This is a genomic window from Paraburkholderia fungorum (assembly GCF_046027605.1).
GTDB lineage: Bacteria > Pseudomonadota > Gammaproteobacteria > Burkholderiales > Burkholderiaceae > Paraburkholderia > Paraburkholderia fungorum_F.
The window spans coordinates 17,925-43,510 of record NZ_JAQQEF010000008.1; the positions used below are offsets into that span (position 1 = coordinate 17,925).

At 62.0% G+C, this 25,586-nt stretch carries 25 protein-coding genes; 16 read left to right on the plus strand and 9 right to left on the minus strand.

Translation table 11 applies throughout. The features are described from left to right. Positions 1–79: 79 nt before the first annotated feature. Together nadA and nadC are read left to right on the plus strand one after the other, a co-directional pair. Positions 80–1,219 (plus strand): quinolinate synthase NadA, encoded by a 1,140-nt coding sequence (gene nadA / locus PQR53_RS15030; protein WP_408455006.1) that lies wholly within the window; start codon positions 80–82, stop codon positions 1,217–1,219. Beyond that, positions 1,219–2,118 (plus strand): carboxylating nicotinate-nucleotide diphosphorylase, encoded by a 900-nt coding sequence (gene nadC, locus PQR53_RS15035; protein WP_408455009.1) that lies wholly within the window; start codon positions 1,219–1,221, stop codon positions 2,116–2,118. The genes nadA and nadC overlap by 1 nt, the downstream gene beginning before the upstream one ends. A gap of 92 nt (positions 2,119–2,210) precedes the next feature. On the opposite strand, the gene nadB is transcribed toward nadC, so the two are convergent. From nadB to radC, 4 genes are all read right to left on the minus strand, one after another. Beyond that, positions 2,211–3,809 carry an L-aspartate oxidase gene (gene nadB, locus PQR53_RS15040; protein WP_408455011.1) on the minus strand — a complete coding sequence of 533 codons (1,599 nt, stop codon included), beginning with the start codon at positions 3,807–3,809 and terminating at the stop codon, positions 2,211–2,213. A 259-nt stretch (positions 3,810–4,068) separates the two neighbouring features. Then, positions 4,069–4,236: a 50S ribosomal protein L33 gene (rpmG, locus tag PQR53_RS15045; protein WP_007180630.1), complete on the minus strand. Its 168-nt coding sequence runs from the start codon at positions 4,234–4,236 to the stop codon at positions 4,069–4,071. A gap of 10 nt (positions 4,237–4,246) precedes the next feature. Beyond that, complete coding sequence (gene rpmB, locus PQR53_RS15050; protein ID WP_007180631.1) at positions 4,247–4,480, minus strand: 50S ribosomal protein L28; 234 nt, start codon at positions 4,478–4,480, stop codon at positions 4,247–4,249. Positions 4,481–4,718: 238 nt separating this feature from the next. Next, positions 4,719–5,570 (minus strand): RadC family protein, encoded by an 852-nt coding sequence (radC, locus tag PQR53_RS15055; protein ID WP_408455014.1) that lies wholly within the window; start codon positions 5,568–5,570, stop codon positions 4,719–4,721. 207 nt (positions 5,571–5,777) lie between these two features. On the opposite strand from radC, the gene PQR53_RS15060 reads away from it, so the two are divergent. The 7 genes from PQR53_RS15060 to PQR53_RS15090 all read left to right on the plus strand — a co-directional run bounded on the left by PQR53_RS15060 (position 5,778) and on the right by PQR53_RS15090 (position 12,857). Next, positions 5,778–6,233, plus strand: coding sequence for an FKBP-type peptidyl-prolyl cis-trans isomerase (locus PQR53_RS15060; RefSeq protein ID WP_042321518.1), 456 nt, complete (start codon positions 5,778–5,780; stop codon positions 6,231–6,233). A gap of 2 nt (positions 6,234–6,235) precedes the next feature. Further along, a complete protein-coding gene (gene ispH / locus PQR53_RS15065) occupies positions 6,236–7,195 on the plus strand; it encodes a 4-hydroxy-3-methylbut-2-enyl diphosphate reductase (RefSeq protein ID WP_408455017.1) in 960 nt (319 codons plus the stop codon). Between the two features lie 542 nt (positions 7,196–7,737). Continuing rightward, positions 7,738–8,937 carry a branched-chain amino acid ABC transporter substrate-binding protein gene (locus PQR53_RS15070; protein ID WP_408455020.1) on the plus strand — a complete coding sequence of 400 codons (1,200 nt, stop codon included), beginning with the start codon at positions 7,738–7,740 and terminating at the stop codon, positions 8,935–8,937. A gap of 230 nt (positions 8,938–9,167) precedes the next feature. Beyond that, complete coding sequence (locus PQR53_RS15075) at positions 9,168–10,118, plus strand: branched-chain amino acid ABC transporter permease (protein ID WP_121112446.1); 951 nt, start codon at positions 9,168–9,170, stop codon at positions 10,116–10,118. A gap of 26 nt (positions 10,119–10,144) precedes the next feature. After that, a complete protein-coding gene (locus PQR53_RS15080) occupies positions 10,145–11,314 on the plus strand; it encodes an ABC transporter permease subunit (RefSeq protein WP_408455023.1) in 1,170 nt (389 codons plus the stop codon). A gap of 20 nt (positions 11,315–11,334) precedes the next feature. Next, positions 11,335–12,135 (plus strand): ABC transporter ATP-binding protein, encoded by an 801-nt coding sequence (locus PQR53_RS15085; protein ID WP_408455026.1) that lies wholly within the window; start codon positions 11,335–11,337, stop codon positions 12,133–12,135. A gap of 17 nt (positions 12,136–12,152) precedes the next feature. Beyond that, the gene (locus PQR53_RS15090) at positions 12,153–12,857 is read left to right on the plus strand and encodes an ABC transporter ATP-binding protein (protein ID WP_408455618.1); all 705 of its coding nucleotides are present in this window, start codon (positions 12,153–12,155) and stop codon (positions 12,855–12,857) included. Between the two features lie 110 nt (positions 12,858–12,967). On the opposite strand, the gene PQR53_RS15095 is transcribed toward PQR53_RS15090, so the two are convergent. Beyond that, the gene (locus PQR53_RS15095; protein ID WP_408455029.1) at positions 12,968–13,435 is read right to left on the minus strand and encodes a GNAT family acetyltransferase; all 468 of its coding nucleotides are present in this window, start codon (positions 13,433–13,435) and stop codon (positions 12,968–12,970) included. Between the two features lie 18 nt (positions 13,436–13,453). Beyond that, positions 13,454–14,638 (minus strand): acetylornithine transaminase, encoded by a 1,185-nt coding sequence (locus PQR53_RS15100; protein ID WP_408455031.1) that lies wholly within the window; start codon positions 14,636–14,638, stop codon positions 13,454–13,456. Between the two features lie 34 nt (positions 14,639–14,672). Between PQR53_RS15100 and PQR53_RS15105 the strand changes: the two genes are divergently transcribed. Beyond that, positions 14,673–14,984 carry a hypothetical protein gene (locus PQR53_RS15105; protein WP_408455034.1) on the plus strand — a complete coding sequence of 104 codons (312 nt, stop codon included), beginning with the start codon at positions 14,673–14,675 and terminating at the stop codon, positions 14,982–14,984. 53 nt (positions 14,985–15,037) lie between these two features. Here the strand turns inward: PQR53_RS15105 and PQR53_RS15110 are convergent, their stop codons facing one another. Then, entirely contained in the window at positions 15,038–16,069 is a 1,032-nt protein-coding gene (locus PQR53_RS15110) for a CDP-6-deoxy-delta-3,4-glucoseen reductase (protein WP_408455036.1), read from the minus strand. Between the two features lie 94 nt (positions 16,070–16,163). Between PQR53_RS15110 and PQR53_RS15115 the strand changes: the two genes are divergently transcribed. Then, positions 16,164–17,228, plus strand: coding sequence for a Rossmann-fold NAD(P)-binding domain-containing protein (locus PQR53_RS15115; RefSeq protein ID WP_408455039.1), 1,065 nt, complete (start codon positions 16,164–16,166; stop codon positions 17,226–17,228). Positions 17,229–17,292: 64 nt separating this feature from the next. On the opposite strand, the gene PQR53_RS15120 is transcribed toward PQR53_RS15115, so the two are convergent. Further along, positions 17,293–17,481: a hypothetical protein gene (locus PQR53_RS15120; RefSeq protein ID WP_408455042.1), complete on the minus strand. Its 189-nt coding sequence runs from the start codon at positions 17,479–17,481 to the stop codon at positions 17,293–17,295. A 168-nt stretch (positions 17,482–17,649) separates the two neighbouring features. Next, positions 17,650–18,360, minus strand: a complete 711-nt coding sequence (locus tag PQR53_RS15125; RefSeq protein ID WP_408455045.1) for a pseudouridine synthase — start codon at positions 18,358–18,360, stop codon at positions 17,650–17,652. A 94-nt stretch (positions 18,361–18,454) separates the two neighbouring features. Between PQR53_RS15125 and PQR53_RS15130 the strand changes: the two genes are divergently transcribed. The 5 genes from PQR53_RS15130 (at position 18,455) to gsiB (ending at position 25,548) form a co-directional block, all read left to right on the plus strand. Next, positions 18,455–19,714, plus strand: coding sequence for an MFS transporter (locus PQR53_RS15130; protein WP_408455048.1), 1,260 nt, complete (start codon positions 18,455–18,457; stop codon positions 19,712–19,714). Positions 19,715–19,894: 180 nt separating this feature from the next. After that, entirely contained in the window at positions 19,895–20,878 is a 984-nt protein-coding gene (locus PQR53_RS15135; RefSeq protein ID WP_408455051.1) for a MurR/RpiR family transcriptional regulator, read from the plus strand. Then, the gene (locus tag PQR53_RS15140) at positions 20,875–21,867 is read left to right on the plus strand and encodes an isoaspartyl peptidase/L-asparaginase family protein (protein WP_408455054.1); all 993 of its coding nucleotides are present in this window, start codon (positions 20,875–20,877) and stop codon (positions 21,865–21,867) included. The genes PQR53_RS15135 and PQR53_RS15140 overlap by 4 nt, the downstream gene beginning before the upstream one ends. An 87-nt stretch (positions 21,868–21,954) precedes the next feature. Continuing rightward, positions 21,955–23,877 (plus strand): dipeptide ABC transporter ATP-binding protein, encoded by a 1,923-nt coding sequence (locus tag PQR53_RS15145; protein WP_408455055.1) that lies wholly within the window; start codon positions 21,955–21,957, stop codon positions 23,875–23,877. Positions 23,878–23,985: 108 nt separating this feature from the next. After that, complete coding sequence (gsiB, locus tag PQR53_RS15150; RefSeq protein ID WP_408455058.1) at positions 23,986–25,548, plus strand: glutathione ABC transporter substrate-binding protein GsiB; 1,563 nt, start codon at positions 23,986–23,988, stop codon at positions 25,546–25,548. The last annotated feature ends 38 nt before the right edge of the window (positions 25,549–25,586 follow it).

Consider the following 25,586-nt stretch of genomic DNA (forward strand, 5'->3'; position numbering starts at 1 on the left):
TTTTGCTTTTTGGGCCGCGGAAATTGCAACGGCATGCGATCAAGTGTCCGCGGCGGCAGAGCGAAGGCAAGAGGAGATCATGGATCAGCAGGCGATCAGGACCGTCGAATACGACCGGCCACAAGCGCAAGGCACAACCTGCGGGATCGGGCAAGCCTGGGCGAAAGTGCCCGACGCACCGTCGGCGGAACAGAGGGTAGCGCTGAAGGAGCGCATCCGCGCATTGCTTAAGCGCGAGAAAGCGGTGCTCGTCGCGCACTATTATGTCGACGCGGAACTGCAGGAGCTCGCCGACGAAACCGGCGGCTGCGTCGCAGACTCGCTGGAGATGGCGCGTTTCGGCCGCGATCACGAGGCGCAAACGCTGGTGGTTGCAGGCGTGCGCTTCATGGGTGAGACCGCGAAGATCCTGAGTCCGAACAAGCGCATTCTGATGCCTGATCTCGACGCGACCTGTTCGCTCGACTTGGGCTGTCCGGTCGACGAATTCTCAGCTTTCTGTGACGCTCATCCGGATCGCACGGTGGTCGTGTACGCGAACACCAGCGCGGCCGTCAAGGCGCGGGCGGACTGGATGGTGACGTCGTCGATCGGGCTGGAGATCGTTGCCGATCTGCACGCGCGCGGCGAAAAGATTATCTGGGCGCCGGATCGTCACCTCGGCAGCTATATCCAGAGCAAGACCGGCGCGGACATGTTGCTCTGGCAGGGCTCGTGTCTTGTGCACGACGAATTCAAGGGCATCGAACTCGATCTGCTGCGCGCCGAATATCCGGGTGCGAAGGTGCTGGTGCATCCGGAGTCACCGGCCAATGTGGTTGCGCAAGCGGACGTGGTTGGTTCGACAACCCAGTTGATCGACGCCGCGCAAAAACTCGACGCGACGCATTTCATTGTAGCGACCGATCTCGGCATTCTGCACAAGATGCAGCTCGCCGCACCCGGCAAGACATTGATCGCCGCGCCGACGGCGGGCAACAGTGCGACCTGCAAGAGCTGCGCACATTGCCCGTGGATGGCGATGAATGGCCTCGCCAATCTGGCCGACGTGCTCGAGCGCGGCCATAACGAGATTTTCGTCGATCGAGCGATTGGCGAGCGGGCGCGTCTGCCGATCGACCGGATGCTCGACTTCGCGGCGCGTCATAAGAAGCGCGTGCAGGCAAGTGGCGATCTCGCGCGCGATGCGCAACTGTATTCAAACGTGGGGGCAGCGTGATGGGGGCGGTGGAACGTAATCAGGTCGAGGCGGTGTCGCCGTTGTTCGCGGAGATTCATGCGCAGTACGGCGCGGCATTTGATGCCGCGTTGGCGCGCAATGTCGCCGACGCGTTGGCCGAAGACGTGGGCTTGGGCGATCAGACCGGCCGCCTTGTTCCTGCAGACGATGTGCGCGATGCACGCATCATCGTGCGTGAAGACGCAGTGCTATGCGGTGTGCCCTGGTTCAACGCGGTGATGCGTCAGATCGATCCGCGTATCGAGGTGCAGTGGCGGTATCGCGAGGGCGATCGGATGACAGCGGATACGCCGGTCTGCGAGCTGAGCGGTCCTGTTCGCGCGCTGTTGACTGCTGAACGCAATGCGCTGAACTTCCTCCAGCTGCTGTCGGGCGTGGCGAGCGCAACGCGTCGCTACGTCGAGGCAATTGCTCACACACGAACGCGTATCCTCGATACGCGCAAGACCTTGCCGGGTTTGCGGCTCGCGCAGAAATACGCGGTGCGCGTGGGTGGCGGTGCAAATCAGCGGCTCGCGCTGTACGACGGCATTCTGATCAAGGAAAACCACATCGCGGCAGCCGGCGGCGTTGGTGCCGCAATGGATGCGGCGCTTGCGCTGGATGCGGGCGTGTCGATCCAGATCGAAGTCGAAACACTGGCGCAATTAGAAACCGCGTTGGCGCATCGCGCGCAATCCATTCTGCTCGACAACTTTTCCTTCGACGCGATGCGCGACGCAGTGCGTATGACGGCAGGGCGGGCAGTGCTGGAAGTGTCTGGCGGTGTGAACTTCGAGACGGTGCGGACCATTGCGGAAACGGGCGTCGATCGCGTGTCGATCGGGGCGCTGACCAAGGATGTGCGCGCAACGGATTACTCGATGCGGATCGTCTGAGCCGCACGCGCCCAGGTCTGGACGTTCGCAATCAACGAAAAGGCCATCGCCAGTTTCCCTGGCGATGGCCTTTTCGTTTCGGCTTTTATAAATCACACATTGCGGTTGCGTACATGTTCCGGCGACAGTACGGTCGGCAGCGCCTTAGGCAACGTGGCCGGCCAATCGCGGCTAAAGTGCAGGCCGCGGCTTTCGCGTCGTGAGCGAGCGCCTTCGACGATCAGTGAACCCACATCGACCAGATTGCGCAGTTCAAGCAAATCGCGGCTCACCTTGAAGTTCGCGTAATACTCATGGATCTCGTCACGGAGCAGGGCGAGCCGATGCCTGGCTCGTGCAAGCCGTTTGTCCGTGCGCACGATGCCGACGTAGTTCCACATCAAGCGGCGCAGCTCATCCCAGTTGTGCGCGACCACTACTTCTTCGTCCGGATCCGACACGCGGCTCTCATCCCAGTCCGGCAACGGCGCGTGGACGGCGGCGCTGAAGCCTTCTTCCTCGATGGCCTGCGCGGCGGAGCGTCCGATCACGAGACACTCGAGCAGGGAGTTGCTGGCAAGACGGTTCGCGCCGTGAAGACCCGTGCATGACGTCTCGCCGACTGCGTAGAGGCCGGCGAGATCGGTCCGTCCAGCCAGGTCCGTTACGACGCCGCCGCAGGTGTAATGCGCGGCAGGCACAACCGGGATCGGCTCCTTGGTGATGTCGATGCCGAATTCGAGGCAGCGGGCCAGAATTGTCGGGAAGTGTTCGCGCAGGAATTCAGGTGGCTGGTGGCTGATGTCGAGATACACGCAATCAATGCCGCGCTTCTTGATCTCGAAGTCGATCGCGCGCGCGACGATGTCGCGCGGCGCGAGTTCGGCGCGTTCGTCATGGTTCGGCATGAAGCGCGTACCGTCCGGCAGTTTCAGAATGCCGCCTTCGCCACGTACTGCTTCCGAGATCAGGAACGACTTTGCATAAGGATGGAACAGGCAGGTCGGATGGAACTGGATGAATTCCATGTTCGACACGCGGCAGCCCGCGCGCCACGCCATGGCGATGCCGTCGCCGGTCGCGGTGTCGGGGTTGGTGGTGTACAGATAGACCTTGCCGGCGCCACCGGTGGCGAGCACGGTATGCGGCGCCTCGATCGTTACGGTCCGGCCGCTTTGCAGATCGAGTGCATACAAACCGTGGCAGCGGCGGCCTGGCAGACCAAGGCGGTCGGACGTGATCAGATCGATCGCGTAGTGGTCTTCGAGCAACGTGATGTTCGGATGATGGCGCACACGCTCGCTGAGCGTGGCAACCACGGCATGGCCTGTTGCATCCGCGGCATGAATGATCCGACGATGGCTATGACCGCCTTCGCGTGTCAGATGGAAGCCGAGTTCGGCGGCGTCGTCTTTGGTGAACGGCACGCCTTGCTCAATCAGCCATTCGATCGCGGCGCGACCGTGTTCGACGATAAAGCGTGTCGCGGCTTCGTCGCACAGACCGCCCCCGGCGATCAGTGTGTCGCGGACATGGTTTTCGATGCTGTCCGCCGAATCCAGCACGGCGGCAATCCCGCCTTGCGCCCAATCGCTCGCACCTTCGGTCATCGATCGCTTGGCGACCACCGCAACCCGCCGAGTCTCCGCGAGATTGAGCGCGACACTCAAACCAGCCAGACCACTACCGACAATTGCTACATCGAATTCCATTGCCTACATCTCCGTCTTTCGTTTTGCCGTGACGGCATGCCGTTCGCACGCCGTAAAACGAGAAAGGATACGCGCCGCGACGAATGAGGGAAAGCTGGCCGCACGGGATAAGACTGTCTTAAAGAGCAACAGAGAGGATGAAAGGGCAGTTAAGCTGCGCAGCGACGGCACTATCATGCACGTTGAAAACAAAAAAGCCCCGCACGAATGCGAGGCTTTTTTGCAAATCTTTTTGTCTTCGTCAGGCAGGATCCAAGATTTACTTGATCTTGGTTTCCTTGTACTCAACGTGCTTACGGACGACCGGATCAAATTTCTTGATCAGCATCTTTTCCGGCATGTTGCGTTTGTTCTTCGTCGTCGTATAGAAGTGACCCGTGCCTGCGGTCGATTCCAACTTGATCTTGTCGCGTGCGCCTTTTGCCATGATTTACTCCTTAGGCTTCACCGCGTGCGCGCAAATCTGCGAGCACAGCGTCGATACCGTTCTTGTCGATCAGGCGCAGGCCGGCGTTCGAAACGCGCAGACGCACCCAACGGTTTTCGCTTTCCACCCAAATACGGCGGTTTTGCAGGTTCGGCAGGAACCGGCGCTTGGTTTTGTTGTTCGCGTGGGAAACGTTGTTGCCGCTCATCGGCGCTTTCCCAGTTACTTGGCATACGCGTGCCATGAGAGCACTCCTAATACGCTAATTCTGAGTTCGAACGCCGTGAAAGTTTCCCGAAAAGAGCCGCGATCAAGTTTTTGAACTTCAGTCGCTTTTCCTTTCCGGAACGCCTTGGTGGCTTCGGAACAGGGGGTTGGAAATAGGCAAACCGGAATTATAGCGGAAAAAAAGCCGCAAAATCAAACCTTATTTGCGATGCCGAACACGGCGCAACGTTGTCACAAGCCAGGTTGGCGTCGTGTCAGGGCCAGCCGGCGCGCGCAAACGAGTAGGTGTCGTCGGCGCCGATCACCAGATGATCGATCAGTTGTACGTCGATCAGCGCAAGCGCCTCGCGCAGAGTATGCGTCAGCCGGCAGTCGCTTGCGCTCGGCTGGACCGCGCCGGAAGGGTGATTATGCGCGACGATCAGACTGGCGGCATTCAAAGTCAGCGCTCGCCGCACGATCTCACGCGGATACACCGCCATACGTGTCAACGTGCCGCGCGCGCTTTCCTCGCAACGGATCAACCGATGCCTGGCATCGAGAAAGAGCGACACAAAGACCTCTTGCGTCTTGCCGCCGATGCGCAGGCGCAAATAATCCTGCACGGCCTCGGGCGAGTTCATCAGCGAACGGTCACGCATTTTATCGACCAGCGAGCGCCGCGCCATCTCCATGATGGCGATCAACTGCGCCTTTTTCGCCGGGCCGATGCCGCGCAGGCCCTCGAAGTCCGAGTAAGTTGCGTCGAGCATTGCCCGTAGCGAGCCGAAGCGGTCGAGCAGGGCGCGTGCGACGTTAAACACATCGTGGCCAGGGAGGCCCGAACCGAGCACCAGCACGATCATTTCTGTGTCGGACAGCACGCCCGGCCCTTCCTCGATCAGCCGCTCGCGCGGCATGTCGTTTTTTAGCCATTTGCCGCGTATGAGCTTTCGAGCCGGCGATGTGCCGGCGTTCCCGATGGCGTCGGCGGCGCTGGCGCGATTGCTCACTGCAGTGCAAGCGGGCGGCGACACCACGGCGATTACCGGGGCGGCGGACGCGACAGGCTTCGGCAGGGCCGCTTCGAGTGCCGCCTGGTCTGTCGTGCGGGCATAGTCGGCCATATAGATAAGAATCCTCCAGTTCGGGTTGGCGGCGGCGTGCGGGGCCGAGGCCCCTGCCGTGCCGCGGTGCGCGCGACGGACCCAAGCCGCCGCCCGCTATGTGGCTTACAATAGGCGCTTTGCGCATGGCACCCCGACGGTCTGCCACACGCGTCGACTGCGCCCGCGGCGCACGCGTGCAGCGCGCTTCGACAGAGCGAGCATTGCATGAGCATCATCGACATTTCCGAAGTGAAACCCGGTTCACACGTGACGCTTCACTACCGGCTTTCCCTTGCCGATGGCGCTGAAGTCATCAACACATTTACCGACAAGCCGGCCACGCTGCTGCTCGGCGCGGGTCAACTGGCGCCGCCGCTGGAAGATATTTTGCTGGGTTTGAAGGTGGGCCACCATTCGACCTTTCAGCTAACGCCGGGCCAGGCATTCGGCCCGCGCAATCCGGAGCTGATCCAGCGGGTTTCGCTGGCCACCCTGCGCGAAAACAGCATGATCGGCGAGGATTTTTCGCCCGGTGATCTGGTCGAATTCAACGCGCCGGGCGGCGGTCGCTACGCGGGCGTCCTGAAGGAGGTAGGCGAAACGTCGGCGCTGTTCGATTTCAACCATCCGCTTGCCGGCCAGGCGCTGGCGTTTGAAGTGAAAATCATCGGGATTCTGTAAACATGAGCATCACGGATACGACTCTTGCCGAAGCCGAGATCCTGCTCGCGCAGCCGCGTGGGTTCTGCGCCGGCGTCGATCGGGCCATCGAAATCGTGGAGCGGGCCATCAAGCTGCACGGCTCGCCGATTTACGTGCGCCACGAAATTGTCCATAACGCCTATGTCGTCGAGGATTTGCGCAAAAAGGGCGCAATCTTCATCGAGCAGCTGGAAGAAGTCCCAGCCGGCAATACGGTCATTTTCAGCGCGCATGGCGTGTCGAAAGCGGTGCGCGCGGAAGCCGAGTCGCGCGGCCTGCGGGTGTACGACGCCACCTGTCCGCTCGTTACCAAGGTGCATATCGAAGTCGCGAAGATGCGCCAGGACGGCTTTGACATCGTGATGATCGGCCATAAGGGCCACCCTGAAGTCGAGGGCACGATGGGGCAAGCCGGCGAGGGCATGCATCTGGTGGAGGACATCGCAGACGTACAGGCCTTGCAACTGGCCGATCCCGAGCGGATCGCGTTCGTTACGCAAACCACCCTGTCGGTCGACGACGCAGCTGAGATCATCGGTGCCTTGAAGGCGAAATATCCGGCGATCCGTGAGCCGAAGAAGCAGGACATCTGTTACGCCACGCAAAATCGCCAGGACGCGGTCAAGTTCATGACACCGCAGTGCGACGTCGTAATCGTGGTCGGCAGCCCGAATAGTTCGAACTCGAACCGGCTGCGCGAGCTGGCCGAAAAGCTCGGCGTGCCTTCTTATATGGTGGACTCGCCGGACCAGATCGATCCGGTCTGGGTCGAAGGTAAGCGCCGGATCGGTGTAACGGCGGGCGCGTCGGCACCGGAAGCGCTGGCGCAGGCGGTGATTGGCCGGTTGCGTGAGCTTGGTGTGCGCAACGTGCGCGCGCTGGAAGGCATCGAGGAAAACATCGCATTCCCGCTGCCGCGGGGGCTGGGCCTGCCTACCTGACAGCCAGCCGACGTTTCTGAAAGAAAGGCGCGCCCGAGGGCGCGCTTTTTTTCGTCCGCAGATTCGTGACGCCCTCCTGAATAAAGTGGCAGATCGCTTGGTGAACGCTGTTTTTAGTGTCCTTTCACACAAATTCTTTTGAATTACATTCAGCCATTAATCGATTTTTTCTTCATGTGACCCCGTTTAAATCTACACAAAGGGGTTGTACGGTTTTTTGACGCACTAAAATAGTGCGTACACGTTGATATCCACGCAAACGTAATACTTAACGCGAACCACGCTGCAATCAGGGATCGGGCCATCTCGCTGCAACAGTTGATGCCATTGGGCGCAGCGCTGGTGCAACTGGTGCACGGAAAATAGTCGCAACCGGGTTGCGCCTTTTGCCGAATTCCTCTTTAAAAATATGGTTGCAATGCAGGAAAACCCCACCGTTTCAACAATATTGCGCGTCGCATAATTGGAGTTACAATGCGCGCGTTCTCAAGGCCTCCGGGTCCCGAACAACGGATTTTGCAAGGCGCGGGAGACCTACTTAAATGCGAGTCAAGTTTGCTTACGCCGTGTCCATCGCGGCCGCGGTTGTGATGTTGACCGCGTGCGGCAAGAAACAGGATGGCGAGGCGGGAGCAGGTGCGTCGGCTGCCACGGCGGCAGCGGCACCGGCGAGCGAGGCGACTGTCGTGAAAATCGGTCATGCGGCCCCATTGACGGGCGGCATTGCACATCTCGGTAAAGACAACGAAAACGGCGCGCGTCTGGCGGTCGAGGAAATCAATACCCAAGGCTTGACCATCGACGGTCGGAAGATCCAGTTGGAGCTCGACGCGCAAGACGATGCAGCGGACCCGAAGACGGGTACGGCCGTCGCGCAGAAACTGGTCGACGATCACGTCGTCGCCGTTGTGGGGCATCTGAATTCGGGGGTGTCGATTCCGGCCTCGAAGATCTATAGCGATGCCAACATCGTGCAGATCTCGCCGTCGTCGACCAATCCGGCGTACACGCAACAAGGTTTCAAGACGACTTATCGGGTGGTCGCCACCGACGCGCAACAAGGACCGGCGCTCGCCAATTACGCCACGAAGGCGTTGGGCGCCAGACGCATCGCGGTGGTGGATGATGCAACCGCCTACGGTAAGGGGCTCGCGGACGAATTCGCGAAGACCGTGGAGGCAAGCGGAGCGAAGATCGTCGCGCGGGAAGCGACGAACGATCGGGCCACGGATTTCCGGGCCATCCTCACAAAGATCAAGAGTGTTCAGCCGGACGTGATCATGTTCGGCGGCATGGACGCGACGGGCGGGCCGTTCACCAAACAGGCGGCGGCGCTCGGTATCAGGGCAAAAATCCTTGGCGGCGACGGCGTGTGTACCGACAAGGTGGGTGAGCTGGCGGGAACCGCCGTGCAAAACCTGGTCTGTTCGGAGGCAGGACTCGCGCTTTCGAAAATGGACAAAGGAGCGGACTTCGAAAAGAAGTATGTAGACCGCTTTCACACGCCGGTGCAGATTTACGCACCGTTCACGTATGACGCTGTGTACGTGATTGTCGATGCAATGAAGCGCGCTAATTCGATCGAGGCGCCCAAGGTGCTGGCTGCGATGCCGTCCACCGATTACAACGGGGTAATCGGCCACATCGCGTTCGACGACAAGGGTGATTTGAAAGAGGGCGCCATTACGCTTTACGACTTCAAGGACGGCAAGAAAGCGGTCCTCGACGTCGTGAAGATGTGATGACGGGACGTTCAGACTGACGGCACCGAAACCACCCAACGGTGCCGTTTTTGCATCCGCCATCGGCGAGTCCGCGACTGCATCCCAGTCGTAAGACGAACCGGGTAGCGGATAACCCTTACCGGTCTTTTACATCAGTACCCGCAGTGCCGTTGAGATTGGCGTACCGCATCACCGCCCACCGGCTGATGAAGAACGCTGATCCAGTCGCACGGGCTAAGGAGTATTAAATGGATATCTTCGTCCAGCAGGTCCTCAACGGGCTAGTGCTTGGCAGCGTTTACGCCATCATCGCACTGGGCTATACGATGGTTTACGGCATTCTGGGCATCATCAACTTCGCGCACGGCGATGTATTGATGGTGGGCGCGATGGTTGCGCTCTCGGCCATAGGCGTGCTGCAGAACCACTTCCCCGGCCTCGGCAATGTGCCGACGCTCATCATCGCGTTGATCATCGCGGCAGTGGTTTGCTCGCTGGTCGGCTACACGATCGAGCGCGTAGCCTACCGGCCGTTGCGTAAAGCGCCGCGTCTCGCCCCGCTGATCACCGCGATCGGCGTGTCGATCCTGCTGCAAACGCTCGCGATGATGATCTGGTCGCGCAACCCGTTGCCGTTCCCGCAGCTGTTGCCCACCGACCCGATCAATGTGATCAAGGCCACCGACACGACGCCTGGCGCCGTGATATCGATGACTGAAATCGTGATCATCGTGGTGGCGTTCCTCGTGATGGGCGGTCTGCTGCTGCTGGTTCACAAGACCAAGCTGGGCCGCGCGATGCGTGCGATCGCCGAGAATCCGGGCGTCGCAAGCCTGATGGGCGTGAATCCGAACTTCGTGATTTCGGCGACCTTCATGATCGGCTCGGCGTTGGCCGCTCTGGCCGGCGTGATGATCGCGTCCGAATACGGTAACGCTCACTTCTATATGGGCTTCATCCCAGGTTTGAAGGCCTTTACCGCGGCGGTGCTGGGCGGGATCGGCAATCTCGGCGGGGCGATGGTGGGCGGCGTGCTGCTCGGCCTGATCGAACAGTTGGGTGCGGGCTATATCGGCAACCTGACCGGCGGTGTGTTCGGCAGTAACTACCAGGACGTGTTCGCGTTCATCGTGCTGATCATCGTGCTGGTGTTCCGTCCGTCGGGCCTGCTCGGCGAACGTGTTGCGGATCGCGCTTGATCCCGGGCCATAAGGAGTAAACAGACATGACCTCAATTCAACCGATCGAGCCGTCCACGACGCTCATCCCTGAAAAGAACCTGACGAAGACGCTGACCGTCGGCATCATCACCGCGATTTTCGTGATCGCGGCGCCGATGATCATCGGCGCGGCCGGCGGCAACTACTGGGTCCGCGTGCTCGACTTCGCGATGCTGTACGTGATGCTCGCGCTGGGCCTCAATGTGGTGGTCGGCTTCGCCGGCCTGCTGGACCTGGGCTACATCGCGTTCTACGCAATCGGCGCGTACGTCGCGGCGCTGCTGAGCTCGCCCCACCTGACCTCGCAGTTCGAGTGGATCGCGCACCTGTTCCCGAACGGGCTGCATACGCCGATCTGGATCATCGTGCCGGTCGCGATGGCGCTCGCCGCGACCTTCGGCGTGCTGCTCGGCGCACCAACATTGCGTCTGCGTGGTGACTACCTCGCTATCGTGACCTTGGGCTTCGGGGAAATCGTGCGGATCTTCATGAACAACCTCGACCGTCCGGTGAACATCACCAACGGACCGAAGGGGATCACGGGGATCGATCCGGTGTCGGTGGGCGGCTTCAGTCTCGCGCAGACGCACTCGCTGTTCGGCTTCCAGTTCCCGACGGTGTACTCGTACTACTACCTGTTCGTGCTGTGCGCGTTGTTCGTGATCTGGACCTGTACGCGTTTGCAGCACTCACGTATCGGCCGTGCCTGGGCCGCGATCCGTGAAGACGAAATCGCCGCCAAGGCGATGGGCATCAACACCCGTAACGTGAAGCTGCTGGCGTTCGCGATGGGCGCATCGTTCGGTGGCCTGTCGGGCGCGATGTTCGGTTCGTTCCAGGGCTTCGTGTCGCCGGAATCGTTCACGTTCTGGGAATCGGTCGTGGTGCTGGCCTGCGTGGTGCTGGGCGGTATGGGTCACATCCCTGGCGTGATTCTCGGCGCGGTGCTGCTCGCCGTGTTCCCGGAATTCCTGCGCTCAACGATGGGTCCGCTGCAGAACGCGATCTTCGGCCATGAAATCGTCGATACCGAAGTGATCCGTCAGTTGCTGTACGGCCTCGCGATGGTCGTGATCATGCTGTATCGCTCGGAAGGCTTGTGGCCGTCGCCGAAGCACGAAGACAAGATTGCGAAACTGGCGAAGCGCAGCGGCAAGAAGCCGGTGCGCGCTTAAAGCCCGCGAGGAGAAATTACATGAGCGATAACGTAAATAACAGCGTGGGCAGCGACCAGATCCGCCTGTCGGTGAAAGGCGTGAACAAGCGCTTCGGCGGCTTGCAGGCACTTTCTGACGTTGGCCTGCAAATCAAGTCGGGGCAGATTTACGGCCTGATCGGCCCGAACGGCGCCGGCAAGACGACGTTCTTCAACGTGATCACGGGTCTGTACACGCCGGATTCCGGCGAGTTCAAGCTCGACGGCACGGAATACACGCCGACTGCCGTCTACCAGGTCGCGAAGGCCGGTATTGCCCGTACGTTCCAGAACATCCGTCTGTTCGGCGGCATGACCGCGCTGGAAAACGTGATGGTCGGCCGCCACGTGCGCACGAAGCATGGCCTGATCGGCGCGGTGTTCCAGACGCCGTCCGAGCGCAAGGAAGAGCGCGAGATCAAGGAGCGCGCGATCGAACTGCTGGAGTACGTCGGCATTGCGCAGTATGCGGACTACACGTCGCGCAATCTGTCGTACGGTCACCAGCGTCGTCTGGAAATCGCCCGCGCGCTGGCCACGGATCCGAAACTGCTCGCGCTGGACGAACCGGCTGCCGGTATGAACGCGACTGAAAAGGTCGAGCTGACCAAGCTGCTCGACAAGATCCGCAGCGATGGCAAGACGATCCTGCTGATCGAACACGACGTGAAACTCGTGATGGGTCTGTGCAACCAGATGACGGTGCTCGACTACGGCAAGGTGATTGCGCAAGGTCTGCCTTCAGACGTGCAGAAGGATCCGAAGGTGATCGAAGCTTATCTGGGTGCGGGAGTCCACTGATGTCCACAACGCAAGCAATGTTGAAAATCAAGGGCCTGCAGGTCAATTACGGCGGCATCCAGGCAGTCAAGGGTATCGACCTCGAAGTAGGGCAGGGCGAACTGGTCACGCTGATCGGCGCGAACGGCGCGGGCAAGACCACGACGATGAAGGCAATCACCGGTCTGAAGCCGTACGCGGCGGGCGACATCGAGTACATGGGCCAGTCGATCAAGGGCATCCCGGCGCACGAGCTGCTCAAGCGCGGTCTCGCGATGGTGCCGGAAGGCCGCGGTATTTTCTCGCGCATGTCGATCGTCGAGAACATGCAGATGGGTGCCTATCTGCGTACCGACACGGACGGCATCAAGGCGGACGTCGATCGCATGTTCGGTTTCTTCCCGCGCCTGAAGGAACGTGCCACGCAATACGCGGGCACGTTGTCGGGCGGCGAACAGCAGATGCTGGCGATGGCGCGCGCGATCATCAGCAAGCCGAAGCTGCTGTTGCTCGATGAACCGTCGATGGGCCTGTCGCCGATCATGGTCGAGAAGATCTTCGAAGTGGTGCGGGCGATCTCGGCTGAAGGCATGACCGTGCTGCTGGTCGAGCAGAACGCGCGTTTGGCTCTGCAGGCTGCCAACCGTGGCTACGTGATGGACTCGGGTCTGGTGACGATGTCCGGCGACGCGAAGCAGATGCTGGATGATCCGAAGGTGCGCGCGGCTTATCTTGGCGAATAAGCTGGGCGAACGGGAACGGGGCGAATAACCCGGACCAGGTTTGTTCAACTGAAAAAAGGCCGCATGCGTTTCTGCATGCGGCCTTTTTCTATTCAAGCGATTGCGTGGCCCTACGCCACAGGCGTGTCCGCCAGTTCTCCCAGGCGTTTGCCGAGACTGATCACAGCATCCGCGCGATAACCGAGCGACTCGTAAAAGGCACGCACGTCTGCCTTTGCGGACAACACCTGCAAATTCAGCTTCGGGCAGCCGAGTTCGGTGAGCGCGTTTTCGACATGCGCGACCAGCCGCGTGCCGATGCCATGACGACGCAACGATTCATCCACTGCGAGCGAATAGAGCCAGCCTCGGTGCCCGTCATAGCCACTCAGCACCGTGCCGACAATGCGCTCGTCGAACACCGCGACAAAGAACAGCTCCGGTTGCGTTGCCAGTTTGTTGGCAATCGACAGATGCGGATTGCGCTGCGGCCTCGTCACGTCCCGATACTCGGGGAACGCTTCCTGCCACAGCGCGACCACGGCATCGGTGTCGCGCGCTTCGAAGCGGCGGATCGATAGCGTTGCGGTCGTTGTCATACGCGCTTTCCTGTGTGATTACAGCGTGTCGAGAATCGAACGCAGCATCGCCATCATCTGGTCGATTTCTTCGTTCGTGACGTTCAGTGCAGGCATGAAGCGCAGCAGGTTCGGACGGGCCGCGTTCAGCAGCAGGCCGTCGGGTTGCATCACGCGAGCCTTCTCGACGATCTGGTTGCCAATGTCCTTGCCGAGCAGCAGCGCGCGCAGCAGGCCTTCACCCCGTTCGCCTTCGAAGCCGCGCTCTTCCGACAATTCCAGCAGCTTGGCGCGCAAGTACTCGCCGCGTGCCTGCACGCCTTCGAGGAAGCCCGGCGCGGTCAGTTGCGAGATCACCGAGTAGCCCACCGCGGTCATCAGCGGATTGCCGTTGTACGTGCCGCCCTGATCGCCCGCCTCGAATATTGCGATTTCGGCCTTCGCGAGCAGCGCCGCGAGCGGCACGCCACCGCCGATGCCCTTGCCGAGCGTCATGATGTCCGGCTCGATGCCAGACAGTTCGTACGCGAACAAGGTACCCGCACGGCCGCAGCCGCTTTGCACTTCGTCGACGATCAGCAACAGGTTGTGCTTTTTGGTCAGCGCGCGCAGTTGTTGCATGAATTCACGCGTGGCGGGAATCACGCCGCCTTCGCCTTGAATCGGTTCGAGCATCACCGCGACGGTCTTCGCGTTGATGAGCTTTTCAACCGACGCGATGTCGTTCAGGTCCGCCTTCGGGAAGCCCGGCACTTGCGGTGCGTAGATCGTGTCCCAGCCCGGCTTGCCGCTTGCCGACATGGTGGCGAGCGTGCGGCCGTGGAAGCTGTGATCGAACGTGATGATTTCGAATGCGCCGTCCTTGAACTTCTTGCCCCACTTGCGCGCGAGCTTGATCGCGCCTTCGTTCGCTTCGGCGCCGCTGTTCGCGAAGAACACCTTGTCGAAACAGCTGTGCTGCGTGAGCAGGCCGGCGAGTTGCGCCATCGGGCCGTTGTAGAAGGCTGGCGACGGATTGAGCAGCAGTTGTGCCTGCTTGTTCAGTGCTTCGATCATGCCGTCGTTGCAGTGACCGAGGCTGTTGACCGCCCAGCCCTGGATGAAGTCCAGATATCGCTTGCCGTTATTGTCATAGAGCCACGAGCCCTTGCCGTGCGTGAAAACGATTTCGGGCCGGTTTGTGATGTACATCAGCGACTCGATCGGGTACTCAGTGAAATTCATAACGGCAGGCTCCAGACGGCGGGTGAAGGGGTAAATGAGCGATTGGCCACCTATGAAACGGGGGCCGGAATTACGAAAACACAACCGAAACACAAACGAAAGCGCAAACAAAAAAGCCACGGCATGCCGTGGCTTTCATGATTCGAACTGCTTGCGCCTTTGTGCGGCGCGAATCCGTGACGAAGCCAGCGGCGCCCCTAAGGGAGCGGCGAGCGGCGACGTCGGAGTTCGGATTGGATGCGGTTCATGCGCGAAAGAATACGACAAGAAAAGCGCTGGTGTAAACCATGAATTTGCACAGATTCGCATCAAGGCGGATTTTTGTGCATCCGCCTTGACGCTGTGACATGTTAGTCGCAGACGACCCGGTCGACGTTTCGATCAGGCTGCTTGCTTCATTCAAACCGCGTTCGCCAGATCCGCCGCGCTCGTGAACGAATCCGCGTAGAACTCGTCTTCCGGCAGCGCATGATGCTGGGTGAAATCACGCTGCGCCGATTCGACCATGACCGGCGCGCCGCACGCGTACACCTGATAAGCCGACAGATCCGGCAAATCCTCAATCACCGCGCGATGCACGAAGCCGACGCGGCCCGTCCACGCATCGCCCGCATCCGGTTCCGACAGCACCGGCACGAACTTGAAGTTCGGGATCTCGCGAGCCCATTGTTCGGCCAGCTCGAGCAGGTATAGATCCTTCTTGCGGCGCGCACCCCAGTAAAGCGTCATCGGCCGGTCAAGGTTCTTGAACACCGCATGTTCGATGATCGCCTTCAGCGGCGCGAAGCCCGTACCCGAGGCGAGCAGCACGATCGGCTTTGCCGAATCCTCGCGCAGGAAGAAGGTGCCGAGCGGGGCCTCGAAGCGCAGAATGTCGCGCTCCTTCATCGTGTTGAACACGTGGTCCGTGAATGCGCCACCGGGCATGTGACGGAGGTGCAATTCGATCGGGCCTTCCGTGTGCGGCGCGCTCGCCATCGAATAACTGCGGCGCTTGCCGTCTTTCAGAAGGAATTCGAGGTACTGGCCGGCCAGATATTGCAGACGTTCGTTGGCGGGCAGTTGCAGCTTCAGCACCACGACGTCGTCGGCCTTGCGCTCGATCGCGTTCACGCGGCACGGCAGTTTCTTGACCTGCACGTCGCCCACGCCAGCTACTTCGCGGATATCCACTTCGAGATCGGTGCATGCCGTCGCGCAGCAGAAGAGCGCCATGCCGCGCGTCTTTTCGTCGTTCGACAAGGCCGACGACGAATGCTGACGCTGTTCGATCTCACCGCTGACCACCGTGCCTTTGCACGAACCGCAGGCGCCGTTCTTGCAGCCGTACGGCAGACCGATGCCCTGGCGCAAGGCCGCGATCAGGATCGGTTCGTCCTGTTCTACCTGAAACTGCCGGCCGCTTTGCCGGAGCGTGACGTTAAATGCCATAGAGTGTTCGAAATCGAAAAGTCGGTAATCGTTATCGGACCCGCTGCATCACTGTGCGGTACCTGCCGCGCTTGACGGCTACAATGCGTCCACCATGAAAGCGACACGAAATTTACGCCGGCCGCGCGTGTTGATAGTTGGCTGCGGTGACGTCGGCATGCGCTGCGTGCCCTTATTGCGGCCCCACGCGCATGTCTTCGCGCTCACCAGCCACGCCGGGCGCGGCGCCGAACTGCGCGCCGCCGGCGTCACGCCGCTGGTCGGCGACCTCGACGCGCGCCGCAGTCTGAAACGGCTTGCCGGCCTTGCGCCGACGGTACTGCATCTCGCGCCGCCGCAAAAGACCGGCGATGACGACCGCCGTACCCGTGCCTTGCTCGCTACATTGAGCGCGCGCGGCAATCGGGCGCTGCGTGCCGCGCGCGGCGCGGTGGCACCGATCGGGCGGCTGCGCCGCATTCGTGCCTCGTGGGCTGAATCTGAGACAGCCAATATTGTACCCGACAGGGTGCGCTGGACCGCTGCTCCGCGCGTGCCTGTGCGGTTGGTGTACGCGAGCACCACGGGCGTCTACGGCGATTGCGGCGGCGCGTGGATCGACGAGACGCGCATCACGCAGCCGGCCAATGCGCGCGCTAAACGTCGCGTGTCGGCCGAGCAGCAGCTGCGGCGCGCCACCACGCGAGGCGTGATCGCCGCAAGCATCGCGCGGATTCCGGGCATTTACGCGAGCAACCGTCTGCCGCTCGCGCGGCTGGAAAAGCGCACGCCGGCGCTGATCGATGCCGACGACGTCTACACCAACCACATCCACGCTGACGATCTTGCCGCGATCCTCGTGCGCCTCGTCACCCACGGGCGGCCGGCGCGCGTGATTCACGCGTCCGACGACACGTCGCTGAAAATGGGCGAGTACTTCGACGTAGTGGCCGACGCGTTCGGCCACGAACACGCGCCGCGCATCACGCGGGCGGACGCGGAGCAACAGATGGAGCCGACCTTGCTGTCTTTCATGCGGGAATCGAGGCGGCTCGTGAACCGGCGCCTCAAAGAGGAATTGCGCGTACGCCTGCGGTATCCGAGCGTTGCAGATTTTTTGCGCGAGGTGCGCGATCGGATGGATGGCGCGAAGCACGGCGGAGCACAGACGGACGGCTGAGCCAGCCAGCGAATCGTCGCTCGCGCCACGCGTCTCATCCGTCATGGCGCGTGATCTTGCGGGCTTACGTCAGTGCCGGCAACGCCTCCAGCAACAGGAAGCACAGCATCGCGCCAATCAATGCGCCGATCAGATTCGGATGATATTTGTGCCGCAGCCGCATGATGACCAGCAGTCCGCCGACCAGGACGAGCCCGAGACACATGAAAGCAATCATCACGGATGAGATCTGAATAGTGTCGTGGATGACCATGGCGCCCCTCCTTGAACTCTTTGTAGTCTTTGTTTAATCGAGTATAGGGCGAGTCGTAAGGAAGAGCATGTTGCGTCGCAGCGTGCAATCAGACGCCCCGCAGGCCTTATGTGCGGGGGCGCACACGATTCTCCTGATGCATCAAGGCTTTAAAAGGGTCCTACCGGTTTACCCGCTCCGTAAAGATCCGAGGTCGGTTTCGTCGAGCCATTGCCATGCGCCTTCTGCGAGCGTCGCGGGCAACGCAAGGCCGCCGATCCGCTCGCGATGCAGCGCTTCGCAACGATTGCCGGCTGCCGCGATCATCCGCTTGACCTGGTGATACTTGCCCTCCATCACGGTGAGGGCCAGCGCGTGCTCGCCGCGCGCCTGAGCGTCGACGGCGACGATGGGCCTCGGCTCGCCGTGCAGCAAGACACCGCCGCGCAAGGCACTCAACTGGACGTCGTCGATGGGATGTCGCGTGGTCGCGATATACAGCTTCGGCACTTTGCGTTTCGGCGACGTGAACAGGTGGACGAACTTGCCGTCGTCGGAAAGCAGCAGGAGGCCGGTGGTGTCCTGATCGAGGCGGCCCACGCATTGCACGCCACGTTCGGCGAACTGCGGCGGCAACAGGCTGAACACGCTCAGGTGATGCTGTGGATCGCGCGAACATTCATAGCCTGCGGGCTTGTTCAGCAGCAGATAGGCGTGCTCGCGATACGGCCAGACGACCCCGTCCACGCTGAAGCAGAACGTGCCGTCATGCGTTGGGAATTCGGCGTCGGCATCGGTGCAGACTGAACCGCCGACGCTCACGCGGCCGTCGCCGATCAGCGCCCGGCATTGGCGGCGCGAGCCGAAACCCTGAGTGAAGAGAATGCTTTCGAGATTCATGGCGAGCGAAGAATAACACCGCAAGAAGCGGAGCGCCGCGCGTCGCCATAGCGACCACGATGGGATTTCCACGTCCCGTCGCAGGAGTTCATCGATGCATGTCCGTTCCGCTTCACCGTCTTCCTCCGCGCTTCGCTTGCCGGCCGCGTTCCAGCGGCTCGCATGGTCGAATCTGGTCGCGCAATCCGCCGAGCAGATCAGCCTCGCCGCCGCGCCGCTCGTCGCCGTGTTCGCGCTCGGCGCCGGCGCGCGCGAGACCGGTCTGTTGCAAACCGCGCAGACGCTGCCGTTCCTGTTGCTGTCGATTCCGCTCGGCGTCTGGGCTGACCGTCGATCGCGCCGCACGTTGATGGCGCTCGCCGAAAGCGTGCGCGTGGTCGCCATGCTGTGCGTCCTGCTGCTCGTAATGACGCACACGCTGAGCTTGCCGCTGCTCGCCGCGCTCGGCTTCATCGCCGCGACCGGCACCGTTGCCTATAACGTCGCGGCGCCTTCGCTGGTGCCCTCGATCGTGCCGCGCGAAGCGTATGCCCAGGCCAATGGCCGGCTCGAACTGGCGCGCAGCGTCGCGTATTCGGCGGGGCCGGCGCTCGGTGGCCTGCTGGTCGGCTGGATCGGCGCGGGGTGGGCGTATGGCTGCGCCGCCGGACTATCAGCGCTGGCCGTCGCGTTGCTTGCGGGCCTGCGCGAACCGCCGCGAGCGACTGCTTCGCAGCGTCACTTCCTGCTGGAACTGCGCGACGGCACGCGCTTCGTGCTGCGCGATGCGCTGCTGCGTCCGATGCTCGCCACCGCGATCTTCTTCAATCTCGGTTTCTTCGTACTGCAAGCGGTGTATGTGCCGTACGCCGTGCATCGGTTGGGCTTGAGCGCTTCGATGGTCGGTGTGACGCTCGGCGCGTACGGCGTCGGCATGGTGTGCGGCGCGCTCGCTGCACCGGCCATCGCGCGGCGCCTGGCGTTCGGCCGCGTGCTGATCATCGGGCCGTCCTGCGGTCTGCTCGCCTCGCTCGTGATGGTGGCGACGATCATTGCGCCGTCGTTCTGGCTGGCGATGCTGAGCTTCTTCCTGCTCGGCGCGGGACCGATTCTGTGGGTGGTCGGTTCGACCACGCTGCGTCAGGCGATCACACCTGAACGGATGATGGGCCGCGTCTCGGCGCTCAACAGCACCGCGACCTATGGCGCGCGACCACTTGGCGCATTGCTCGGCGCGGCGATCAGCGCGCGCTGGGGCATGGACGCGTGCCTCATCGCGGCTGCCGCCGCCTTCCTCGTGCAGGCGCTGATCATCGTGATGTCGCCGGCGGCGCGGCTCGCCGACATTCCGGAGGGCGCGGCTGTCGCTCAATGAAAACGGGTTTTCATTGGATGGCCGCACGGCGTACCAACGCACGGGTATCCGTCAGTGAAAACCCTCGAAAATGAAAATGAATTTTTTTCTATAAGGTTTTTATGTAAATATACTTTCATTCATTTTCATTACACCCGGAAGGAAGTCCCCTCGGGACTGTCGTTCCGATGACTCGTTCGCATGACTCATTCGTCCGTTGCTTCCAACCCCGCTGAGCAGGCCATTGCCGCGCGCATCGCCGCGGCCATGCCGACTCTCACGCCAATCCATCGGCGCATGGGCGAATACGTGCTGGCGAATCTGTTCCGCGCGGCGACCATGCGGATCGACGAACTGGCGAGCGTGGTCGGCGCGTCGGTGGCAACGGCGAATCGCTTCGCTCGCGCGCTCGGCTTCGACGGCTATCCGCAGTTTCGCGAAGCACTCGTGCGTGGTTTCGAAGCGACGCTCGCGCCGGTCGAGCGTTTGCGCAGCGCGCAGGAGTCGCTTGCTGCCGGTGACGATCTGATCGGCGCGTCGCTCGAACAGGCGGCGGCGAACCTGCGTTCCACGCGTAGCGTGATCGATAACGCCGCGGCCGAAGCCGCTGTGGAAGCGATCATCGCCGCACGCCGCGTATTCGTGCTCGGCTATGGCGCCAGCGCTTTTCTCGCAGGCCTGATGGAACACGGCCTGATGCCGTATCACGACAACGTGCAGTCGCTGGCGTTGATCGGCGGAGCGTCGCATGCCGCACGGCGCCTGTTTGCCTCCAACGAAAGCGATCTGGTGATCGGCATCGCCTTCCCGCGTTACGTCGATGACACGATCGAACTTGCGCGTCGCGCATCGAGCCGCGGCGCCCGCGTCCTTGCGTTGACCGACGGCCCGCACTCACCGCTTGCGCAATTCGCGGATCTCTCGCTCTATATCCGCGCAGAACGGCGGCTCGCGGCGAATGCCGATTCGGCCGTGCTGGCCGTCATCGAAGCGCTGTGCGATGCGGTTGCCTATCGCGCGAAGCGCTCGGTGAAGGCGGCCGCCGAGGTCACCGAATTCCTGCTGCCGTGGCTCACCGATTCGCAAGCCGCGGCCGCCGGCACGAGCGGGCGCGCGGCGCGCGCGCCTACACGTACCTCCTCGCGACCCTCCCGAACAACCCGCACTAGCAAAACAAAACGATGAACTCCAACGCAGTCATTGCCATTCACGGCGGGGCAGGCACGATCCTGCGCGCATCGATGTCGGCCAGCGCCGAAGCCGACTATCACGCCGCCTTGCACGCCGTGCTGAGCGCGGGCCGGCGCGTTCTCGCCGACGGCGGCAGCGCGCTCGATGCCGTCAGCGAAGCCGTGCGTCTGCTCGAAGATTGCCCGCTCTTCAACGCGGGCCGCGGCGCGGTTTACACGGCGGCCGGTACGCATGAACTCGACGCGGCCATCATGGACGGCAGCACGCTCGACGCCGGCGCGATCTGCTGCGTGACGCGGGTACGCAATCCGATTCTGGCGGCGCGCCGCGTACTCGAGCGCAGCGAACACGTGCTGTTTACCGGTGCTGGCGCGGAAGCCTTCGCGGCCGCGCAAGGACTCGAATTCGTCGAGCCCGGCTATTTCGACACCGAAGCGCGCCACCGGCAGTGGCAGCTCGCACGCGGTCAGCAGCGCGCGATGCTCGATCACGACGGCGCCACGCTGGCCGCCGCGCCGTCTTCGAATGACGACGACCCCACCCCGCACGAACCGATCGATCCGAATCGCAAGTTCGGCACGGTGGGCGCGGTCGCGTTCGATCAGCACGGCCACGTGGCGGCTGCGACTTCGACGGGCGGCGTCACCAACAAGCAGGTGGGCCGGGTCGGCGACACGCCGCTGATCGGTGCGGGCTGCTATGCGGACGACGCCACCTGCGCGGTCTCGACCACCGGCTCCGGCGAAATGTTCATGCGCATGGTCGCGGCCTACGACGTCGCGGCGCAAATGGCCTACCGCAACGTCTCGCTTGAAGAAGCGGCGCATGACGTGGTGATGAACCGTTTGCCGAAGATCGACGGACGCGGTGGTTTGATCGCCGTCGATGCACGCGGCAACGTCACGCTGCCGTTCAACACCGAGGGCATGTATCGCGGTTTCGCGCGGATCGGCGAGACGCCGGTGACGGCGATTTATCGCTAGTGCTGTTTCGCTGCGTTGCTGCTTGAACCGCTGTCCCAACCTTCGCCTGAACCACCGTTAGCCGCGTTCGAAATAAAAGGAATCATCGTGCCGACTTCATCGCACACCGCTCGTCCGCTTATCGAGACCTTACCGCCCCAATGCGTGCTTGCGGTCGACGATCTGTCGGTCGCATTCCGCAGCGGCGACAAGATCTTCAACGCGGTGCGCAATCTCTCGCTGACGGTCGAGCGTGGCGAGACGCTGGCGATCGTCGGCGAATCGGGCTCGGGCAAATCGGTGACATCGCTTGCGTTGATGCGGCTGATCGAGCATGGCGGTGGGCGCCTTGCCGGCGGCAGCATCGCTTTTCGGCGCCGCGACGGCAGCGTGCTCGACTTGGCGCAAGCATCGTCCGGCACGATGCGTTCGATTCGCGGCGCCGACATCGCAATGATTTTTCAGGAGCCGATGACCTCGCTCAACCCGGTGTTCACGGTGGGCGACCAGATCAGCGAAGCGATTGCCTTGCATCAAGGCAAGAGCCGTTCTGCCGCGCACGCCGAAACGCTGCGCCTGCTCGACCTCGTGCGCATTCCGGAAGCGCGCCGGGTGGCCGCGCGGTTTCCGCATCAACTGTCGGGTGGTATGCGCCAACGCGTGATGATCGCGATGGCGCTGTCGTGCAAGCCCGCACTGCTGATTGCCGATGAACCGACCACCGCGCTCGACGTGACGATCCAGGCGCAGATCCTGCAATTGATTCGCGGCTTGCAGGACGAGATGAACATGGGCGTGATCTTCATCACGCACGACATGGGTGTGGTCGCCGAAGTGGCCGATCGCGTGCTGGTGATGTACCGCGGCGAGAAAGTGGAAGAGGGTGCATCGGATGCGCTATTCGGCGCGCCGTCGCATCCTTATACGAAGGCGCTGCTTGCTGCCGTGCCGCGACTCGGCGCGATGCAAGGCACCGACCAGCCTGCCAAATTCCCGATTCTGACCGTCGAGCAGGCGGCACTCACCGGCGCCGATAAAGCTGTTCGTCCCGCAGCCGCTGGAGCGGAAGAAAACCAACCAGTGGTCCGCGAAAGCACCCCGCCGATTCTGCGCGTGCGCGATCTGGTCACGCGCTTTCCGGTCAAGAGCGGCGTGTTCGGTCGCGTAACCGGCCGCGTGCATGCGGTCGAGCAAGTCAGCTTCGATCTGCGCCCGGGCGAAACGCTGGCGTTGGTCGGCGAATCGGGTTGCGGTAAATCGACGACGGGCCGTTCGCTGCTGCGCCTCGTGGAAAGCCAGAGCGGTTCGATCGAATTCAACGGCAAGGAAATCAGCTCGCTCACAGGCCCTGCATTGCAAGCGCTGCGCCGCGATATCCAGTTTATTTTCCAGGACCCGTTCGCTTCGCTGAATCCGCGTTTGACGGTCGGCTTCTCGATCATGGAGCCGCTGCTCGTGCACGGCGTCGCTCAGGGCGCGGAAGCCCAGGCGCGGGTCGCGTGGCTGCTCGAAAAAGTCGGCTTGCCGCCCGAGGCGGCGCGTCGCTATCCGCATGAATTTTCCGGCGGCCAACGACAACGTATTGCGATTGCGCGCGCGCTGGCATTGAATCCGAAAGTCGTGATCGCCGACGAATCCGTTTCCGCATTGGACGTCTCCGTGCAGGCACAGATCGTCAACCTGATGCTCGATCTGCAACGCGAATTGGGCGTCGCGTATCTGTTCATTTCGCACGACATGGCCGTGGTGGAGCGTGTCAGCCATCGCGTCGCGGTGATGTATCTCGGCCAGATCGTCGAAATTGGTCCGCGCCGCGCGGTGTTCGAAGCGCCGCAGCATCCGTACACGAAGAAGCTGATGGGGGCCGTGCCCGTCGCCGATCCGGCGCGCCGTCACGCGAAACGCATGCTCGCCGCCGACGAGATTCCGAGCCCGATCCGCTCGCTGAACGATGAGCCGATCGTGGCGCCGCTGGTGGCTGTCGGACCGGACCATTTCGTGGCGCAGCATCGGGTCGGTGGCGCGTACTAGCGCGCACGGAGACTCGAATGCTGACCCGAATGCAGCGCCCAACCTGAAGAAGAAATTTTCTCTCGCAGCACATAACCCTGAATCAATTTGCAGCCTGGAGCCAACCTCATGAACCTGCTGGTCCCGTCTTCTCCGTTTCGTTTGCGCGCGCTGGTCAGCGGCGGCGCGGTGGTGTTCGCGATGCTCGCGGGCAATGTGGCGCACGCCGACACCACGGCCGTGATGGCCGTTGCGTCGACCTTCACGACGCTCGATCCGTACGATGCCAACGACACGCTGTCGCAAGCCGTCGCCAAGTCGTTCTATCAAGGCCTGTTCGGTTTCGACAAGGACATGAAGCTGGTCAACGTGCTGGCCGACAGCTACGAAGCGAGTCCGGACGCCAAGGTCTACACGTTCAAGCTGCGTCACGGCGTGAAGTTCCAGGACGGTACCGACTTCAATGCCGCGGCAGTGAAAGCGAACTTCGACCGCGTGACCGATCCGGCGAACAAGCTGAAGCGCTACAACATGTTCAACCGTATCGAGAAGACTGAAGTGGTCGATCCGTACACGGTGAAGATCACTTTGAAAGCGCCGTTCTCGGCGTTCGTCAACGTGCTCGCGCATCCGTCGGCGGTGATGATCTCGCCTGACGCGCTGAAGAAGTACGGCAAGGACATCGCGTTCCATCCGGTCGGCACAGGTCCGTTCGAACTGGTGAAGTGGGACCCGGCAGGTGACCTGACGGTGAAGAAGTTCGCCGGCTACTGGAAGAAGGGCTATCCGAAGGTCGATGCGATCGACTGGAAACCGGTGGTCGACAACAACACGCGTGCTGCGTTGATGCGCACCGGCGAAGCGGACTTCGCGTTTCAGGTGCCGTTCGAGCAGGCGGCGCAATTGCAGTCGAGCCCGAAGGTCGACCTGATCGCATCGCCCTCGATCATCCAGCGCTACATCAGCATGAACGTCAACCAGAAGCCGTTCGACAATCCGAAGGTGCGTGAAGCGCTGAACTATGCGGTCAACAAGGACGCGCTGACGAAGGTTGCGTTCGCCGGTTATGCGACGCCGGCCGATGGTGTGGTGCCGCAAGGGGTGGATTACGCGGTGAAGCTCGGCCCGTGGCCGTACGATCCGGCGAAGGCGCGTGAATTGCTGAAGGAAGCGGGTTATCCGAACGGTTTCGAAACGACGCTGTGGTCCGCGTATAACTACTCGACCGCGCAGAAGGTGATTCAGTTCGTGCAGCAGCAACTGGCGCAAGTCGGCATCAAGGCGCAGGTTGAAGCGCTCGAAGCGGGACAACGCGTCGCCAAGGTCGAAAGCGCTCAGGACCCGGCGACCGCACCGGTGCGGATGTACTACGCGGGCTGGTCTTCATCGACGGGTGAAGCGGATTGGGCGATCACGCCGCTGCTCGGATCGGTCTCGTTCCCGCCGAAGATGGTCAACACCGCGTACTACAAGAATGACACGGTCGATACCGATCTGAAGCAGGCGCTCGAAACCACCGACCGCACGCAGAAGGCCGCGCTCTACACCGACGCGCAAAAGCGCATCTGGGCCGACGCGCCGTGGATCTTCCTCGTCAAGGAAAAGGTCGTGTACGCACGCAGCAAGCGTTTGTCGGGCGCGTATGTCGCGCCGGACGGCTCGTTCAATTTCGACGAGATCGCGATCAAGTGATGAGCTGACCGTCCGGCGCGGTGTGTTCTTCACGAACG